At 45.8% G+C, this 18,248-nt stretch carries 20 protein-coding genes and 1 pseudogene; 4 read left to right on the top strand and 17 right to left on the bottom strand.

What is annotated here, in order from left to right:
* Window positions 1-288 precede the first annotated feature (288 nt).
* Together B5F07_RS19280 and B5F07_RS19275 are read right to left on the bottom strand one after the other, a co-directional pair.
* Window positions 289-873: an SLATT domain-containing protein gene (locus B5F07_RS19280; RefSeq protein ID WP_087162833.1), complete on the bottom strand. Its 585-nt coding sequence runs from the start codon at window positions 871-873 to the stop codon at window positions 289-291.
* Window positions 874-904: 31 nt separating this feature from the next.
* Entirely contained in the window at window positions 905-1,723 is an 819-nt protein-coding gene (locus tag B5F07_RS19275) for an SMODS domain-containing nucleotidyltransferase (protein WP_087162832.1), read from the bottom strand.
* 189 nt (window positions 1,724-1,912) lie between these two features.
* On the opposite strand from B5F07_RS19275, the gene B5F07_RS19270 reads away from it, so the two are divergent.
* On the top strand, window positions 1,913-2,794 hold the full coding sequence (locus tag B5F07_RS19270; protein WP_087162831.1) for a hypothetical protein: 882 nt from the start codon (window positions 1,913-1,915) through the stop codon (window positions 2,792-2,794).
* Here B5F07_RS19270 and B5F07_RS19265 read toward each other — a convergent pair.
* The 3 genes from B5F07_RS19265 to B5F07_RS19255 form a co-directional block, all read right to left on the bottom strand.
* Complete coding sequence (locus tag B5F07_RS19265) at window positions 2,765-3,754, bottom strand: site-specific DNA-methyltransferase (protein WP_087162841.1); 990 nt, start codon at window positions 3,752-3,754, stop codon at window positions 2,765-2,767. The genes B5F07_RS19270 and B5F07_RS19265 overlap by 30 nt on opposite strands.
* Window positions 3,755-3,763: 9 nt before the next feature.
* Window positions 3,764-3,979, bottom strand: coding sequence for a helix-turn-helix domain-containing protein (locus tag B5F07_RS19260; RefSeq protein WP_087162830.1), 216 nt, complete (start codon window positions 3,977-3,979; stop codon window positions 3,764-3,766).
* Between the two features lie 177 nt (window positions 3,980-4,156).
* The gene (locus B5F07_RS19255) at window positions 4,157-4,453 is read right to left on the bottom strand and encodes a hypothetical protein (RefSeq protein WP_087162829.1); all 297 of its coding nucleotides are present in this window, start codon (window positions 4,451-4,453) and stop codon (window positions 4,157-4,159) included.
* Window positions 4,454-4,553: 100 nt separating this feature from the next.
* On the opposite strand from B5F07_RS19255, the gene B5F07_RS19250 reads away from it, so the two are divergent.
* Window positions 4,554-4,790, top strand: coding sequence for a helix-turn-helix domain-containing protein (locus tag B5F07_RS19250; protein WP_087162828.1), 237 nt, complete (start codon window positions 4,554-4,556; stop codon window positions 4,788-4,790).
* Between the two features lie 192 nt (window positions 4,791-4,982).
* Here the strand turns inward: B5F07_RS19250 and B5F07_RS19245 are convergent, their stop codons facing one another.
* From B5F07_RS19245 to B5F07_RS19215, 7 genes and pseudogenes are all read right to left on the bottom strand, one after another.
* Window positions 4,983-6,272 (bottom strand): plasmid recombination protein, encoded by a 1,290-nt coding sequence (locus tag B5F07_RS19245; RefSeq protein WP_087162827.1) that lies wholly within the window; start codon window positions 6,270-6,272, stop codon window positions 4,983-4,985.
* A gap of 223 nt (window positions 6,273-6,495) precedes the next feature.
* A complete protein-coding gene (locus B5F07_RS19240; RefSeq protein WP_087162826.1) occupies window positions 6,496-6,735 on the bottom strand; it encodes a hypothetical protein in 240 nt (79 codons plus the stop codon).
* A gap of 70 nt (window positions 6,736-6,805) precedes the next feature.
* Window positions 6,806-7,039, bottom strand: coding sequence for a complexin-2 (locus B5F07_RS19235; protein ID WP_087162825.1), 234 nt, complete (start codon window positions 7,037-7,039; stop codon window positions 6,806-6,808).
* Window positions 7,040-7,165: 126 nt separating this feature from the next.
* A complete protein-coding gene (locus B5F07_RS19230) occupies window positions 7,166-8,347 on the bottom strand; it encodes an AAA family ATPase (protein WP_087162824.1) in 1,182 nt (393 codons plus the stop codon).
* A complete protein-coding gene (locus B5F07_RS19225; protein ID WP_087162823.1) occupies window positions 8,344-8,667 on the bottom strand; it encodes a plasmid mobilization protein in 324 nt (107 codons plus the stop codon). Before B5F07_RS19225 ends, B5F07_RS19230 begins: the two co-directional genes overlap by 4 nt.
* Window positions 8,651-9,725 (bottom strand): annotated as a pseudogene (locus tag B5F07_RS23605) (tyrosine-type recombinase/integrase). The gene B5F07_RS19225 and the pseudogene B5F07_RS23605 overlap by 17 nt, the downstream one beginning before the upstream one ends.
* 17 nt (window positions 9,726-9,742) lie before the next feature.
* Window positions 9,743-9,922 carry a helix-turn-helix domain-containing protein gene (locus B5F07_RS19215; RefSeq protein ID WP_087162822.1) on the bottom strand — a complete coding sequence of 60 codons (180 nt, stop codon included), beginning with the start codon at window positions 9,920-9,922 and terminating at the stop codon, window positions 9,743-9,745.
* 449 nt (window positions 9,923-10,371) lie between these two features.
* On the opposite strand from B5F07_RS19215, the gene B5F07_RS19210 reads away from it, so the two are divergent.
* A complete protein-coding gene (locus B5F07_RS19210; RefSeq protein WP_087162821.1) occupies window positions 10,372-10,899 on the top strand; it encodes a helix-turn-helix domain-containing protein in 528 nt (175 codons plus the stop codon).
* Between the two features lie 197 nt (window positions 10,900-11,096).
* On the opposite strand, the gene guaA is transcribed toward B5F07_RS19210, so the two are convergent.
* The 5 genes from guaA to B5F07_RS19185 all read right to left on the bottom strand — a co-directional run bounded on the left by guaA (window position 11,097) and on the right by B5F07_RS19185 (window position 16,718).
* On the bottom strand, window positions 11,097-12,644 hold the full coding sequence (guaA, locus tag B5F07_RS19205; protein ID WP_087162840.1) for a glutamine-hydrolyzing GMP synthase: 1,548 nt from the start codon (window positions 12,642-12,644) through the stop codon (window positions 11,097-11,099).
* A gap of 223 nt (window positions 12,645-12,867) precedes the next feature.
* On the bottom strand, window positions 12,868-13,758 hold the full coding sequence (locus tag B5F07_RS19200) for a carbon-nitrogen hydrolase family protein (RefSeq protein ID WP_242972599.1): 891 nt from the start codon (window positions 13,756-13,758) through the stop codon (window positions 12,868-12,870).
* Window positions 13,759-13,761: 3 nt separating this feature from the next.
* Complete coding sequence (locus B5F07_RS19195; RefSeq protein ID WP_087162820.1) at window positions 13,762-14,505, bottom strand: PepSY domain-containing protein; 744 nt, start codon at window positions 14,503-14,505, stop codon at window positions 13,762-13,764.
* A gap of 87 nt (window positions 14,506-14,592) precedes the next feature.
* Window positions 14,593-16,032 (bottom strand): sensor histidine kinase, encoded by a 1,440-nt coding sequence (locus tag B5F07_RS19190; RefSeq protein WP_087162819.1) that lies wholly within the window; start codon window positions 16,030-16,032, stop codon window positions 14,593-14,595.
* 11 nt (window positions 16,033-16,043) lie between these two features.
* Window positions 16,044-16,718, bottom strand: coding sequence for a response regulator transcription factor (locus B5F07_RS19185; protein ID WP_087162818.1), 675 nt, complete (start codon window positions 16,716-16,718; stop codon window positions 16,044-16,046).
* Window positions 16,719-16,869: 151 nt separating this feature from the next.
* On the opposite strand from B5F07_RS19185, the gene B5F07_RS19180 reads away from it, so the two are divergent.
* The gene (locus B5F07_RS19180; protein ID WP_087162817.1) at window positions 16,870-18,240 is read left to right on the top strand and encodes a M18 family aminopeptidase; all 1,371 of its coding nucleotides are present in this window, start codon (window positions 16,870-16,872) and stop codon (window positions 18,238-18,240) included.
* Window positions 18,241-18,248 lie beyond the last annotated feature (8 nt).

Raw genomic sequence — 18,248 nt, 5'->3', positions numbered from 1 at the left:
AAAAATGCGTAACTGTTAATAACATACATGATGCATTGGCGATTTTAAATTGACTGAGATTGGCGTTTTTAATCCGACTCTGAATGGCGAAAATCGCCCGACGCTAACACTATTCAAACTCGGCGTGTTCCTCGATGTTATTAACTGTATTTATTTAAGTTTTGTGTGTATTCACGCCAATATTTACTTCAATTACATCAGTTATTTTGGTTTACTGATTTTCTGTTGCCAAAATGTTGCCATGCTTTTTATATAAGTAGAATCCCAGAAACATTTAATGCTAATATACTAATCCTCCACCATTTTCCGATTGCAGCGCCTAATAGAATTAGGCAACATTATATCTATTTCTTCTTCTGAGAAAGTCTGCTCTTCCTCTGTTTTCAATGCTTTTTGAGCAGCCTGATAACTTTTTGCATCTGTTCGTGGTGAATTACTATATACTTCTGCAGTCCTTTCTTGTAATTCATCACGCTTATTCCGTATCTCACTTGCCTCTAGCATTTCAAAATCTGTCAGTAATGATACATATTCCTCCCGTATTTTCCACAATAAATCTGAAGCCTTTTTGTGTTCTTGCGCTATGGCAGAAAGATTAAAATTTTTTATATACGTATTCAGGATTAGCAATGCTAATGAAACTACTGCACCTATTATACTTGCAATATTATCATCCGAAAATATTGCAACAACAAAACCACTTGTAGTAACTCCTGAAAGAACAATTTGCCATACTTTTATTCTGTCATCAAGTTTTACTATCCGATTTATGAATTTATCATGACATGTTTGGGAATAAGTAACCCTCCCATATGCTTCTCGTATCTGTGATTCCAGTTTGTACCCTTGACTATTCCGGGAATTTCGTTCCATATTCTCTCCCTTTCCCCGTGTTCTGTACCTATTATTGGGCAATAAACTTTATTACTTTTTCCAAACATTCCAAACTATTTTGAGTTGATACACTTTGGTTACTACCAGGCGCATTTAATATCAAATTTCCCCAGAATGAGTTTTGCCTTAAATAATCTAGTAACACATTTTCATAATTTCCTTTCGGTGCAGACGAAGTACTTCCCGGTCTTGTCCACTGCCAATTACCCATAGCAGCATAGACAAAACTATCAATCACAATGCCTGACAAATGATAACTGCTAAAATAATTGTCTCGCACATAACGCAAATGTCTACATGTATCTACTAATAATCCATTGCTACTATTATTCTTTAGCTTCATTGCTTCTTGTTCTGCTTTAGGATTTGTAGAACACCAATTACCACCCATATTAGAATCGGGATATTTATATGTACCATCCCAATTCCCCCACCAGTCTTTATTTTGAAATGCCGGTAGAATTTCAAATTTCATACCATCTGTAAATGAAATTTTCACAACTTGTCCATCAGCGCGCACATCACTTCTCGGATATGAATTCATAATTGCATTTTTTACAACTTGTAATAACCTAGACTGTCCATTCCCTTTAAGAGCGTCAAAACGCTGATATTCACTTTCAGGCAATAATACCAAAATATCTATATCACTTGTATTAATAGCCGTTCTTCTTCCATATGAACCTACGTATATACTATTTTGAGTATCATTTAATGTATTCCAGAATTCTTTATTAATTGCTTTAGTTACTGTTTTATAACGACTAGAAATAATCTTTCTTGTCTCCAAAGTAATAACCCCACTATGTCTCTGAATAAGAAAACTCATGTCCTTCTCCTTCCTATCCAATTAGCACTCACCATAGTTGAGTGCTAATCAAATTATATCCCTATTATCAGTCTATTGTCAATCTCTTTCTACTCCTAAACCGCTAGCAGTCCCAACATCATCACTTCTCTCAACCTTATTTTTATGATATACTATTAAAATAGATTAATGGTCGAAAGGAGCAATTTAATGAATAGTAGAGACATTTTAAATGCCGCCAAAGAGGAATTAACCTCTTTAGACAGCCACTTAATTGATGTCTTAGACATCAAGCGCCCCTCAACATTGGCCTACGCGAAACAACTCGCAAAAGTTATTTCAAAACTCTCTCCTCTTTTGGGAAATATGATTGAGTTTTCTACGGTTGACCTATTAAACAAACGCAATTGGAATGGTGTAGGTGAATGGATAAGACAAGACCCTGGATTTCCTGATGCACTTTTTAAAAGCGATATAATCCACCCTAATCCTGGTATTGAAATCAAAGCATGGTTTCCATTCGCAACAGAAATAACAGCACGTTTTAAAGATAGCGTAACGATTTTTTCACAGGACAATATAGATATGGCATTAATCGCATGGTTGCCGGAAAATGTTATCTGGGGAAAACCTCAAATTATTGATGTTCTTATAGTTAATGGTAGAAGTGTCGCAGAAGCAAGGGATACCCACTACCATAGGCCCCCAGACTACCTTGTTTTTGAGCCAGAGGATACCTCTGAACGTACTGCTAATTTGCAGCAAACTAATACTAATGGCTATAAATTACAATCAGATAAATGTGATGCCAAGGCTGCCAATACCCTCGTCGAAACATGGGGACCAAATGCAAAAAGATATAGTCCTGCCCCAGAATACCAAAGACTTCTAAGGACTCTATACGGCCAATTTGTTTATAGACTTGATACTAATTATGCTAAAATTGACCGTATAGAGCATGCCGAAATTGAACATTTTAAAACTCGTGTTTTAAACACCGTTTTTCATGGTATGACAATCAAAAAATGGAGCGAGATTTTATCCTCAAAAGATAATCAAAAACTAGAGTGCGCATTGAAAACCATCCTGTAAATGGTCGTTTACTCTTTTTACTGCTATATCATATACATCATGGTTTATTTCTGCACAATAACAAGTTCGATCCAAAGCAGCCGAAGCAACTGCTGTTGTACATAATCCAGCAAATGGATCCCAAACCACATCGCCAACATCAGAAACCATTTCTATTGTACGCTTAATCAATTCTAATGGTTTCTGATTTAGGTGTATTGCCTTTTGATTGCTTTTTAATCGTTCACGCCCTCTTAACTGGGGAACCCGCCATACATTTGTCACACCAATAGGACAATAAAATTTTGAACGCATTTGTGCCCATTCTTTTTTAGTTATTGCTGTTTTACCATTCAAAGAAAAGTAAGGTTTTCCACTTTCTTCACCAAACGTATTTGCATATATTGCAATTTTTTCAAAAGCTTCTGCCGGTGGCATATACCACAAATGACATTTCGTAAAATATTTCCTTGTTGCAGCGTCTTTAACCCCACATGCTTCGTTAGCTTTTGAAAACGGTAGTCCAGTGCGTCCCCATTCATACCGTAACCATTCCTTCATTGTCATTTGCTTTTCATTTACTATAAATATAGGTTTTTTAACATATTGGACACAGACTTCTGTTACTACGGGTAAATGTCTAATTGTTTTAGTATTTGTGTTTCCCGCTACATGTCCCATCCCTTTATCCCATACGCAACAAGAAACGTAATCCCATCCATATTTTTCTAGCACAGGGTGGACAGTTGCCCAACCAACTTCTGTACACCAAAACCATAATGTCGTAAGAGGAGTAGCAAAAGAACTCCACTTTTTAATGTGTGGCTCATACCACTCTCCAAGACCCTTATATGAAACTAAATCGCCCGGAAATCCATTTATGCCATATGGGCCATCACAAATTATAGCTACTGGCGCTTGCCATTCACTATATAACTCCATTGCGTCCCCGCAATATAGATGAATATTTCCAAAATCCATTTTATCCACTTAAATGCTCTCCCTATCTTGACAGTGTTGAATAACATCTTCAACCTTGCAGTTAAAATAATTACAAAGCCGATCAATAATATCCATTGAAACTTGCTCTCCACGTCCCATTTTATCCATAGTAGACTTAGATATATCTGTTGCTTTCATTAAATCTTTCTTCGACATATCACAATCAATTAACAATTTCCATAGCGGTTTGTATGAAAAAGACATAATTCGATACCACCTTTTTTATTTCATTATGCCGTATATATATTGAGTTTTCAATACTTTTTCATTTAGAATAAAACATTTTTATTCTACAGGATTAGAATCGTCTCAGACAGCCCTCCGTCTATTAGCGGGCGTCCCTATTATGCTTTCTCCTTGCAGCCCATTTCTGTTCAGCTTCTATCCGGTCCTGTTCCCATTCGCATTCTTCATCATTTCCATCATCAACTTCATCCCCACCTGCATCCCGATCTCCATATAAACACTCGCCACTTCACTTGTAACCTCATTAGACAAATCAAGCAGCTCCGATGTCGGACTCTTATCATATTTTTCAACCGCCTTTTCAAATCTTCTGAACGGTTCTTCCAGTCTTTCCTCATAGCTCCGGTTATCTTCATCCGGACCGATACCAAACAGCAAATAATCCGCAATCCCTTTAATCGTTGCTCTTTCAAAGATCTTATCAATATACATTCTCACGCCATCCTTTCCTTATTACGAAACATTATAATCTGGATACTACATACAATCAAGATATATTTCTTTATTACGAATTATCGGGAGTAGTATGGATATGCAGAAAATCAGACCAGACATGGATATCGGTCATAATATCCAACGTCTAAGACGCAATGCAAATATGACACAAGATCAGGTTGTTGCTCATTTACAGCTTATGGGAATTGAAATTTCTAAAAGTACCTATGCAAAACTTGAAACAAACAGAATGAATATCAAAGTCAGCGAACTCGTAGCACTCAGTAAAATCTTCAATGCCGATATATCTGAGTTCTTTGACGGACTGTTGTAATCTGTTCAGCCGATTTTCCCTGACAGAGCAGATCAACAGCTGAAAACACTAAACAGCAATGTATTTAACTAAAATCGCTCCATCATTCAATTAGAGATACCACTAAAAACTGTTTCTCTAACTGAATGATGGAGCTTTCCTCTACTGTATTACTTTAAATGCACAAGAGCAGTAAACACAATCCCCTTTCCGCTAAATCGCTTCACGGTCATGCTTTTTCTTCATCGTCTGTTTCCGCTCTCTTTCTACTTTCTCCTGCTGTTTCGCCTGACTGATTGCTTCCTCTACTTTCTGTGAGCCAAATACCGCTTTAACACACTCCATATCTGCTGCCGCTTCACGCAGTTCCCGGTTTTCATCTATCGTTTCCTGCAGTCTGCCTGTCAGATACTCATTTCTACTGCGTTCCCGGCTGTATGATTCCTGCAGTCGCTCAAAACGATTGGAAAGATCAAGAAATGCTGAGTATACAGAGCGCAGTACTTTTACGATCTTTTCTACAAGCGGCTTCGCCTTTTTCTCCCGATATGCTTTTCCCGTCTCCACGATTGCCGCCTCAGGAAGAAGCTCTTCCGGATCAACTGAAAATTCCGCTGCCAGACGTTCCATATTCTTTACCTTAGGAGCAAGCTCATCGATTCGCTTCTGGTACTTGTCTGCCTGTTTTTTCGCTTTATCCGCTTCCTGCCGGGACTGTGACAGCTCTTCCTCCGAAGAATCCAATTCTTCATTGACCTGAGCCAACTGATCACAAAGTGCTCCGTTAATTGCTTCAAAAGCACTATTTTCTTCTAAAAGTTCTGCCTTTCTCTCTTCCAGATTCGCTACTTCTTTCGCCCGTTCCTGTTTCTGAAAGTCCAAAACAGACAGATGTTTCTCATGAGTTCCTTTCTGTTCCCACTCGATTCCATACCGTTCCATCACCGCCGCAAGATGCTCTTTCTCAGAGGCAACCCACTGATTCCACTCTGTTTTTGACCTTGTGCCGCCTTTAAATCCAAGCCGCGCTAACGCCTGCTTCAAAGATACTCTTGTATCCATTGCTCTTTTACTTTCTGTTATAAACGGAATAAAATCAATATGAAGATGCGGCGTTGCTTCGTCCATATGAAGATAAGCCGAGAATACCCGGAGTGTCGGGTTTCTCTGCTGAAATTCTTTCATATAATCATCCAGTACCTTTGCCGCAAGCTGTCCGTCCTCTGTCTTTGCTCCCATATCGTCTTTATTTCCGATCTGTAAAATGATTTCGTGAAATGGCTTTTCCTGTTTGCCGGATGCAATCTTTTCATAATAGTCTTTTACCTGCCGGTCTTTTCTTTGTTTTGCGTTGTAACGGATACGCGCTTCTTCAAACAGTTCATGATACACGTCTCTAATATCCTCATTGCAGTATTCCACGTTCAAGTGACTGCGCTCAGGATCTGTATTCTTTGCATGAAATTTTCTGCTGTTGTGATTTACAGAACCTTTTCCTACCATAACACTGATCGTTCTCTTCAATAAGTTGTCCTTTCTCCCTGTTTTAGGGTAATCAGCGCCGGATACGGCGCATAAGCTTTGTTACTTTCCCGAAAGTAACGCAAAAGCACTTTTGACAGCCGATTTCGTCCATCAAAAGTGCCTTTGCGCCCTGCCGGGGTGCAAGACGTCCGGGGGACGTCTGTTCTGCACGGACCGAAGCGGAGCGTAGACCTTTCCCGTCCTACGGACGGAGCGGCAGTTCCCGCCGCCTTACGTCCGATGCCATAGCTTTTCGAATAGCGGAAACCACGTTTTCTACCGTGCTGTCCTCCCATCCGGCAAGCCATACCATCGTCCGCATTTCCTCTGTACTCAGCTCCACATCTCCGAAAATCTCGTTGAGTACAGCAATTCTCCGGGCTTCATTTTTATAGCGAATATCATTCGCGTTCCATTTCTCCCTGTCCGGCTGAATAATCATCCTCGCTTCCTCCTTGTCTGCTTCTCTACAGGAGCGTGTCACGCTCCCGTCTATATCTGTCAACGAAGAATTACCATCGAAATCTGTCCGGCACACCTTTTCTGTCCAGATATTCCTGTCTGGCTTTTTCACGTTCTTCCTGAGTAGGAGCCGTCTTGTATTTCCCATATAATTCACGAAGCACCAAAGAATCTAATTTACGTTCTAATCCCCGCTGTATTTCTTCCATGCAGCTATTATCTTCCAACAGATGATACCGGATCAACTGCTGAAACAGTTCCTGCGGAATCATAATATTTCCCATAATACCTCCTGTAAAGCGGACACACAGAATCTGCCTCGCTGTGTCATAAATGACGGTAATGACGATTATGACGATATTTTTTATACTGTACTGCACACAAATTTATCGTCATTACCGTCATAATCGTCACTCCCACTCCCGAATCAGCTTTAGCACAAGTACTCTCTTATCACTGGTTCGCGGCTGTGGCTCATATTCAATGCCGTATTCATTCCTCAGACGCTCTTTACTGAAATTCAGTTTTCTTGACAAGGTGTTCGGACGCAGCCCTAACTCCGGAAGCCTTTCAAGCAGTTCAGAGGAAGTACCGCTCCACTCGGGCATTTCCGGCGAAAGCAGACCTGCAACCGCTTCCAGTGCCGGATCTGACGGCGCTTTCCACAGTTCTGTCTCTGCTTTCTGAAATTTCCACACACACTGTTCCCGGTCAAACTCTATCGTCAGCTCCTGATCTGGCTGATCACGCCCAACAATATCCATAACCGCTGTATTATCCGTACGTTTCTTCTTCTGCATGATAAACGCTCCGTCAGCCGCACCCAGCAGACCATTTGTTCCCGAAATCATATCAAAGCTGTCGTCTGATTCTAATTTTCGTGTGTGATGGACTACCAAAAGGCAGATACCGTATTTATCGCTAAACGCTTTTAACCTTGTCACAATCTCATAGTCACTGGCATAGCTGTACCTGTCTCCGCCGACCTCTCTCACTTTCTGAAGCGTATCAATAATAATCAGCCTTGCATCCGTGTGTGCCTTCAGAAATTCTTCTAACTGCTGATCCAGTCCCTCATTCAATGTCTTTGCCTGTGTTGCAAAAAACAGATTGTCCGCGCTCTCTACGCCGAACATAACAGACAGTCTCCGCTGCAGCCTCGCATAATCATCTTCCAGTGCCAGATACAGGACTGTTCCCCGGTGTACCTGATACTCCCACAGAGGGATTCCCATTGCCACATGATAGGCAAGCTGCGCCATGAAGAATGATTTTCCTACCTTCGGAGCACCTACAAAAAGGTAAATGCCATTGTACAGGAAACCATCTGCCACAGGCTCTCTCGGCGGATAAACCGTGTCGTACAGCTCCGTCATGGACACTGTATGAAGGCTGCCGCTCCGCGCGGATTCTCCCGGGCTTTGCGCTGCCGCACTGCCGGAGAAATGTCCGGCAGTGGATTTTTCAGCGGCTTGCAGATTGATTTGTCTTTGCGGATTTGCTATAATTTCATTGGATTTTTTTACATACGGCTGCGCCCCATCTGCGCCAACAGATGATACGGAAGCAGTCGTTTTTATTGTTTCTGTCATTCATCTTCTCCCTTCAGACCGTCTAACGTGATTGCGATAACCTGCAGAGTGTAAAGCAGTTCGTCATTGTCGGAATCTATACTCTCCAGTCGTTTCAATTCTTCATAAATCGCCGCCATCTGATTTTTCAGCGCCTTATACACTCTTGGATTGCCCTGAACTATGACATCCCGGCACAAAAGTCGTCTCATAATATAATCCTGTTTTGTCAGTCCGGATAATGCCACCAGATTATTAAGCAGCTTTGCTTCTTCATCGGATACACGAAAGGCTACAATTCGATTGCGCCATCTTCCATTGTGATCAAGCTTCTTTTCCATCTGTGTCCTCCTTTCCCATTCGTTCCATTTCTAACTTCTCCGCCATCTCCGTCTGCACAGTCGGAAACAGATGCGCATAGCGGTAAGTGATTTTCTCTGCCTCATGACCTACCCGCTGTCCGATTGCCAATACCGAAAATCCCATATTAATCAAGAGCGAAACATGGCTGTGACGGATATCATGAACTCGGATTTTCTTTACTCCTGCCTGTTTTGCTCCCCTCTCCATCTCATGATTGAGATAGGATTTTGTGACTGTAAACAACCGTTCATCCGATTTAATGTCATAGAGCATATGAATATACTCCTGCATTTCTTCACAGAGAAATTTCGGCATCTTTATAACCCGGTTGCTCTTTGCAGTCTTAGGGCTTGTGATAAGTCTTACTGATCGTGACCGTCTGATTCTCAAAATCAAAGTCAGCAGGAGTGAGCGCCAGTAATTCGCCGGAACGGATACCGCACCAGTAAAGCATTTCAAATGCATAGTAGGAACGTGGCTTATCCATCATGGCTTCTGAAAATTTCAGATACTCTTCTTTTGTCCAGAAGTCCATTTCTTTCGAAATCTCATTTCCCATCGTTCCTGCCCGTCTCGCCGGATTGTATGGCAGATTATAAAAGTTCACGGCATGATTGAATATCGCTGTAAGCTGAGCGTGTATGGTTTTCAAATAATCTGCCGAATATGGCTTTCCACGTTCATCACGATACGCCATCAGTTCATTCTGCCATGCTATCACATCCTTCGCTTCGATCTCTAAAATCTTCCTGTTGCCGAAATACGGCAGAATCTTCGTCCGGATCACATGGCTTTTTGACTCCCATGTGCTTTCCTTAACCCGCTGCTTCTTATCCGCCTCGTAGATTTCAAAGAAACTGGCAAAAGTCATATCGAGTTTTGCTCCCTGTTTCAGCATGATTTCATGCTCCCATGCCAACGCTTCCCGCTTTGTGGCAAACCCGCGCTTCTGCGTCTGCTTCCGTTCCCCTTTCCAGTTCGTAAAACGATAGATCACCCGCCATGTTCCGGTAACATTGTCTTTATAAACCGCCAACTGCATCGACTCCTTTCTTATTCACTGTAACAAGTCTTTTTCCGAAAAAACCGGGTGTTCACCCTGCCCGCTACGGTAAGATATCCTTTCTGCTTCAATTCCGCATTCAACTGACGCACAATCTCATAGGCTTTCGATTTTGAAACCCGAAGTTCTTCCGCTACTTCCTCCACAGTCATAAATGATTTCTCTGTCACTCAATTATCGCCCCCTTTCCTGCTATTTTCTCTTTGCCGTTCTATCCTCCCTGTTCTGGCAGGCAACCCTTCGCGGCGCTGTGCCATCCTCCCTCATGGGAGGCGCTCTCTCGTCTGATCCCTCGAAAAGTTGAAAACTTTTTTGGAAAACTCAGTTTCTCTCGACGATGTCTTCGCGGTTTGTTCAGTTTGGACGGTCATTCAGTTTTTCTTAACATTATTTGTTTAAGTTAATTATAATATAGCAAACAAATTCCGTTAAGTCAAGTGGCTTACGCAAAAATCTTAACTTTTTTTATTTAAGTTTCTCTTGCTATTCTAATTGCGCCATGCTATACTTGACTCAACAAAATTGTTTAAGTCAAGCCATATATAACTAATGAAACGCAGTGCAGCGGAGTCAAACTGATATGGCTTGTACTAAAAATGACTGCAACGGAGGTTTTATTATGGCAATCGGCAAACGCATCCGCTTTTTCCGCAATCGAAAAGGCATGACACAGAAACAGCTCGGTGAAATGCTCGGCTTTCTCGGAAGAACTTCCGACGTCCGTATAGCGCAATATGAATCTGAATCCAGAACCCCGAAAAGCGACCTTGTAAAAGAAATGGCTCAGATCTTTGATGTCAGCCCCCGCGCGATCAACGTTCCGAATATCGACAGCTACATCGGACTGATGCATACCCTCTTTGCACTGGAGGATATGTACGGGTTGAAAATCGGAGAGATTGATGGAGAACTCTGCCTGCGTCTGGATAAGTCTGCCGGAACGACCTATTCTTCCATGTTTGATATGTTCCACGCATGGCAGGAGCAGGCTGCCAGATTAGAGCGCGGAGAGATAACCAAGGAAGAATACGATCAGTGGCGGTACAAATACCCGGAACTGGATACTTCCGGACAACAGAAGAAGGTTATCCCCTCACAGGAACTGAGCGATCTGATCACAGCCTCTCTAAAAGAAGAATCCGAATAAGATATATACGGCTCATTATGAACGCAAAAAACCTTACCGACTTTCAGCTTCATTTCTGAAAATCAGTAAGGTTTTTATGTTATTGAAGTATTCTTTTACTCAGCGAGTGATACCTGAAATGTTGCCAATTTGTTGCCAGTCACTAAACAAATTCGCTTGCACCCCGCACAAATACAGGATTTTTCAGGCTCATTTCATCACTCGAACTCAATCGTCCCCGGCGGCTTACTAGTCAAATCATAGAACACCCGATTAACCCCCCGCACTTCATTGATAATCCTGCTCATCACCTTCTGCAGCACCTCAAACGGGATCTCCGCCGCCTCCGCGGTCATGAAGTCGATCGTCTTCACTGCCCGCAGCGCCACCGCGTAGTCATAGGTTCTCTCATCCCCCATAACTCCCACGCTTCTCATATTCGTCAGCGCCGCAAAGTACTGGTTGATCTCTCTATCCAGACCGGCGTTTGCGATCTCTTCTCTGTAGATCGCGTCTGCGTCCTGAACGATACGAACCTTCTCTGCGGTCACTTCTCCGATGATACGGATACCGAGTCCCGGTCCCGGGAAAGGCTGACGGTACACCAGATCTTCCGGAATCCCCAGTTCCAGTCCCACTTTGCGGACTTCGTCTTTAAACAGATCGCGCAGGGGCTCGATGATCTCCTTGAAATCAACATAATCCGGCAGGCCTCCCACGTTGTGGTGGGACTTGATCACTGCGGACTCTCCGCCCAGACCGCTCTCCACAACGTCCGGGTAAATGGTTCCCTGAGCCAGGAAATCCACGGCTCCGATCTTCTTCGCCTCTTCCTCGAATACACGGATAAATTCTTCTCCGATAATCTTACGTTTATGCTCCGGCTCCGTCACGCCTGCGAGCTTGCTGTAATATCTCTCCTGTGCGTTCACACGGATAAAATTCAGATCAAAGTTGCCTTTCGGTCCGAAGACAGCTTCCACTTCATCTCCCTCATTTTTACGGAGAAGGCCATGGTCTACAAACACACATGTCAGCTGTTTGCCGATTGCTCTTGAGAGCAGGCCTGCTGCCACGGAAGAATCCACGCCGCCGGACAGCGCCAGAAGCACTTTTCCGTCTCCCACTTTCTTGCGGATGGCTTTGACGGAATTTTCCACAAATGCATCCATCTTCCAGTCTCCGGCACACTCACAGACATTTTTCACAAAGTTATTGATCATCTTTGTTCCTTCTGCGGTGTGGAGCACTTCCGGATGAAACTGGATGGCGTAAAGTTTCTCCGCTTCATTTTCTGCAGCTGCCACCGGACAGTCCGCTGTATGCGCGGTGATCTCGAATCCCGGTGCGGCCTGGGCGATATAGTCGAAGTGGCTCATCCAGCAGGTCGTCGGTGTGGACACATTCTGAAATACTTTTGATCCGGTCTTGTCAATGAGCACTTCTGTCTTTCCGTATTCTCTGACTTCAGCCCGGGTTACTTTTCCTCCCAGGACATGCATCATAAGCTGCGCGCCGTAGCAAAGCCCCAGAACGGGAATTCCGAGTTTGAACAGTTCTTCCGAATATGTCGGTGAATCTGCCTCATAGCAGCTGTTCGGTCCCCCTGTCAGGATGATTCCTTTCGGATTCATCGCTTTGATCTTCTCAATGTCGGTTTTGTAAGAATAGATCTCACAATACACATTACACTCTCTGACTCTTCTCGCGACAAGCTGGTTGTACTGCCCGCCGAAGTCGAGTACAATCACTAATTCGTTCTTCACAGTTTTCCTCCTGATACTTTTGTAATGACTTTTCCTGCGGAACACCTTCCGCATCAGATCATACCTCAATTATAGAGGAGTCTCCCCACATTTACAACCCTTTTCCTATGTTGAGTCTATACCCGGCTTCACTCCCGGGCGAAAACGTAACTGCCGGGGCACTGCAGCGCAGTACAGGCGGATGACTGGCAGACATATGAAAAGCAACTTCCGCCCGGATTACTTACATCCTCTCCGCAAGCTCCCGGTATTTCTCCGGATGTCTGTACTCTTTCCCAAAGACTTCATGTTCCCGGTACTCCCGCAGTTCATCCAGATCGATCTCCGCCACATAGATTCCTTCCTTTTCACCGGCTTCCAGAATACACATATTCCGATTCTCCTCATCTCCGACAAATGCCATCCCGTCAAACACGGTGGAGTGTCCGTTACAGTCCGGCACACTCTCCGGATAATTGCAGGTGGCTATGCAGACCATGTTTTCAAATGCTCTTGCCCGGAGCTGGCAGAGACGGTTGATTTCCATAGGACACGCATTCGGCACAAGAATCAGTTCTGCACCCCGAAGCATGAGTACACGGGCGCTCTCCGGAAATTCCCGGTCAAAACAGATCATTGCGCCCACTTTCACATTTCCCGCAGCGGTATCCAGATCTGCCACGCAGAAATCTTCGCCCGGCGTAAGGTATTTCTCCACATCAAAAGCACAGGTGTGAACTTTGGAATATTTCATCACCTGTGTTCCCCGGCGGTCGTAAAGAATCATGGTATTCTTCGGACCGCCGTCCCATTTTTCAAGAAGAGTGATTCCCACGGCCATGTCAAGTTCTTCGGCCAGTCTGCGGAAATGCTCCGTAAAATCGCCATCTGCGGGAACTGCCTCGGCAGCCCACTCCTCCACATTTCTTCCATATATGTTATATCCGTTGCTCCACATCTCAGGAAACAGGGCGATGTCTGCTCCCATCGCCTTCGCCTCCCTTACTGCTTTTTCGCCTTTTTTCTGATTCTGCTGCAGATCCCCTGCCGGGCTGATCTGCAGCAGCGCCACTTTCAGAAGACGTCTCCCGGTTCTGTTTTTCACATCCGTCTGTGTTTCCGTCTGCATATCCATCAATTAATCCCTTTCCTCGCTCCACTCCAAGATCGTTCCGCTGTTTGCATCGATCTCGAAGTCGTACTCTCTGTAATTGTAGCGGATCTCTCCTTCATATACATATCTTCCGTCATCATAATCAAGCTTGATCCTCATGTTCTGCTCTGTCGCCCCGGGCACTCTCTCCAGTGCGATCTGAACCGCCTGGTCCTGGCTGATTGCCACATTGGCACCATTTCCCTGCTGTGTCCCCTGGCTTACCGTACCGCTGTTATTCTGTCCGGAGGTATTTCCGCTTCCTGTATTGGACTGGTTTCCCGCACTCGCCTGATCTCCTGCATTCGCCTGGCTTCCTGAGTTCGACTGGCTTCCTGTATTATTCTGGCCGTCCGTGCCCCCCTGTCCTGCGTCCGCTCCGCTCTGGCTGTCTGCCGTATTTCCCGCGCTGTTGTCCTGGGTGGACAGTTGCGGAACATATCCTTCGATATTTTCGATATCCGAGCTTAAAATTTTTCCATCGGATGCCTGGATCTCGTAGTCGTATTCCTTACCTGCCGCATCGAATTTCACATCGTATGTTTTTCTTCCGTCGTCCCTGTCTTCAGAAACAGTAAGTCTTGTGGTATCTGATTCATTCACTCCCGCATCGCTCAGCGCCACTTCCAGGGCCGCGTCGCGCCCGATATCCGCGCGGTTTCCGCATCCGGTAAACGCTCCCAACACCATAGCCGATACTGCTGCTACTGCAAAAATTCTTTTCTTCATACTTCATTTCTCCCTTCATTTTGTCTCTATATTTATTATTTGTTCCTTTCGTTGATATAAATATATAAGGCAAAGATTAAAAGAAGATTAGAATTTCTCATTTTTCTCATCTTTTTCATTTTTTATATTTTCCTCTTCACCGACAGGCATGGAAAATGTAAATGTACTGCCTTTTCCCGGCACGCTTGTGACGCTCACTCTGCCGCCGTGGGCTTCCGCGATCCATTTCACCATGGACAGCCCGAGCCCGGAATGGGAGCCCTGCGCCCGGTTTGTCCTGGACGCATCCGCCCGGTAAAATCTCTCCCATATATGAGGAAGATCCTCTTCCGAAATGCCGATTCCTTCATCTTTCACCGCACCATTCACCCAGCCGCCGCTGCTGCTTAAGGAGACGTAAATGTTTCCTTTCTCATTGCTGTACGCGACCGCGTTGGAAATCAGGTTTACCAGCATCCGGATATAGAAAGTCTCATCCGCCATGGCATGGATATCCGGCTGAATCTCGCAGTGAATCTGAAGCCCTCTCCCCGCATCGTCGGCAAGAAACTGCTGTTCTTCTGCCGCCATCTGGGTCAGTTCGCTCAGGTTCAGCCATTCTTTGTGAAGGGGCTGCCTGCCCTGGTCTGCCCTGGAGAGGAACAGAAGATGGGAGATCATTTCCGCCATATCCCCGGCTTTCTTTTCAATTACCATAATCTGCTCTCTCTGCTGCGGGGACAGCGTCTCATCCTCCAGGCACGCCCCGCACTGGGCGAGGATCACACTGACCGGAGTGCGCAGTTCGTGGGAGACATCGGAAGTAAACTGCTTTTCTCTCTGAAAAACCTCCTCCAGTTCGTCCAGCATTTCATCAAATGTCTCCGCAAGTTCATAGACTTCATCCCGGTTTCGGTTTTTCCCGCTGCCTTTCTGCTCCGTCAGCCCGATCCGCCTTGAGAGATCTGCGTCGGCGCGGATTTCCTGCACCGTCCTTGTGATCTTCTTGACCGGAAGGAGGGTCCGCCTTGTGAAACGGTATCCGACAAACGCTGTCACCAGAACCATGCCCGGCAGAAGGATCAGGGCAAAACGGATGGTCACGGTAAAGCTCGCCTCCGCGTCCGTCACGGAGGTGACTCCGCGGATATATACGGTATAATCTTCCGACACCCGGAATGACATGTCATAGACATACCACTCTCTGCTGCCGTCCCGAATGGTCCGAAGCTGACCGTCCTCGATCTCCGGCTGTATATCGAACCCATATGGTTTTCTGCCATATAAGAAGTACAGATTTTCATCATAAAGGGACAGGTACACATCCCGGGTCACCGAGTAGAAATCCGAATCAATGCGCAGCTCTCCGTCCCGCATGGTAATATTATCCGCGCTGTCCTGCACCCTTTTTTCCAACTGTGCCTGGGTAGATGAGAGGACCTCCCGGGTACTTAAGGAGAACAGGATCGCCAGTGCCGCGCATGTGACCAGGATCATGAAAAATGTATATAATAATGTAAGCTTCAGTTTCAGCGATATTCTTCTCATAAATCCACCCTTTATTTTTCTTCCTTCAGCACATATCCCGCTCCCCGGACCGTATGGATCAGCTTTGTCTCATGCCCCTCGTCAATCTTCTTGCGCAGATACCGGATATACACGTCGATCACATTGGACCCGCCTGCGTAGTCAAAGTTCCAGAGGTGCTGCTCCAGTTTATCCCTGGAGAGCACGATCCCCGCGTTCTGGACCATGTACCGCAGAAGGGCGAATTCCTTGCCCGACAGCCTGATCTCCTTTCCGCCCCGGATGACCTGATGGGTGTCCATGTGAACCTCGAGATCTCCCACCTGATAGCACGTTTTTGGGGTCTCGGCAGGTTTCCGGAGCAGGACGCGGATGCGCGCGGAAAGCTCCTCGTACGCAAAGGGCTTCACCAGATAATCATTTGCCCCCGCATCCAGCCCTTTCACCCGGTCCTCGATACTGTCCTTTGCCGTCAGAATAATGACCGGGGTGCTGTCATTTTTCTGCCTCATTTTCTTAAGCACCGTCAGCCCGTCCATGACCGGCATCATAATATCCAGCACCACCGCGTCATATTCCGCGCTTGCCAGATAGTCCAGCGCCTCCTCCCCGTCAAAACAGGAATCCACACTGTACTGCTCCGCCTGAAGCCGTGAACTGATAATCCTGTTCAGATCCTTTTCATCCTCCGCAATTAAAATCCTCATGTTTCACACCTCTTTTCTATATCCGCCATACACACTTTTTCTTGACACTTTCTCTCCTCAATTATAGTATGATACCAGAGACGGTGAAAGCCCCGCCCCGGGATTATTTCCCGCCTGATTCTAACTTAAAACAGAAGGAAGTGTTACTATTATGTCAGATTATATCTCAGATAAAACCGTCAATGACCTTATGCATTTTCTCGAAGGGAGCCCCTCCTGCTTCCACGCCGTCCGCTCCATGACGGAGGAGCTTGCCGGGAACGGATTTTCCGAATTAAAGGAGAACCGGAAGTGGCAGCTCCGGCCGGGCGGGAAATATTATGTCACCCGAAACAGCTCCTCGCTGATCGCATTTGCCATACCGGAAAAGGGGATAAAAGGTTTCCGCATCATTGCCTCCCACAGTGATTCTCCTTCCTTTAAAATCAAGGAGAATCCCGAGCTGGTCTCCGAAGAGCAGTATGTCCGGCTGAACGTGGAAGGTTACGGCGGCATGCTCTGCGCGCCCTGGCTGGACCGTCCCCTCTCTGTCGCAGGCCGGGTGATTGTAAAAAAACGCAGCCAGGAAGCGCCCCTGTCTTCCTGTGATCTGCCTTCCCGCGATGCGTCTTCCCGTGATCTGTCCTCCCGGGATCTGCCTTCCGGAAGTCTGCCCGTCTGCGAGAAACTGGTCTGCATCGACCGGGATCTGCTCCTCATCCCAAGCCTTGCCATCCATATGAACCGGGAGGCAAACAGCGGATACAAATACAATCTCCAGAAGGATATGCTCCCCCTCTATGGAAACATTACCGCAAAAGACACTTTTCTTACGGCTGTCGCCGATGCGGCAGGCGCGGAAAAGGAGGACATTCTGGGCCATGATCTGTTTCTTTACAACCGGCAGCCTGCCAGTGTGTGGGGCGCCTCAGGAGAATTCATCTCCGCTCCGCGCCTGGACGATCTGCAGTGCGCCTTTGCCTCTCTGCAGGGATTCCTCTCCGGACGAAAGCAGGAATATCTGGCGCTCCACTGCGTCTTTGACAATGAAGAGACGGGCAGCGCCACGAAACAGGGGGCAGCGTCCACTTTCCTGTACGACACGCTGACCCGGATTCACGAAGCCCTGGGGTACAGCAGGGAGGATTACCTCATTCATCTTGCAGACAGTTTCATGCTCTCCGCGGACAACGCCCACGCCGTACACCCCAGCCACACGGACAAGTCCGATCCCTCCAACCGCCCTTACTTAAACGGCGGAATCGTGCTCAAGTTCAATGCGAACCAGAAATACTGCACCGACGGTGTGTCTGCAGCCATGTTCCGGGAGCTCTGCAGCCGGGCGGAAGTTCCCGTACAGACTTTTGCGAACCGCTCCGACATGGCAGGCGGCTCCACGCTCGGCAGCATTTCAAACACCCGGGTGGCTCTGAAAACTGCGGATATCGGCCTGCCCCAGCTTGCCATGCACTCGCCTTATGAGACGGCAGGCGTAAAAGACACGGAATACCTGATCCGGGCAGCAAAAGAGTTTTTCTCATAGGCTGATTT

The sequence above is a fragment of the Lachnoclostridium sp. An169 genome (assembly GCF_002160525.1).
Lineage (GTDB): Bacteria > Bacillota > Clostridia > Lachnospirales > Lachnospiraceae > Mediterraneibacter > Mediterraneibacter cottocaccae.
This window is presented reverse-complemented; position numbering and strand designations above follow the sequence as displayed.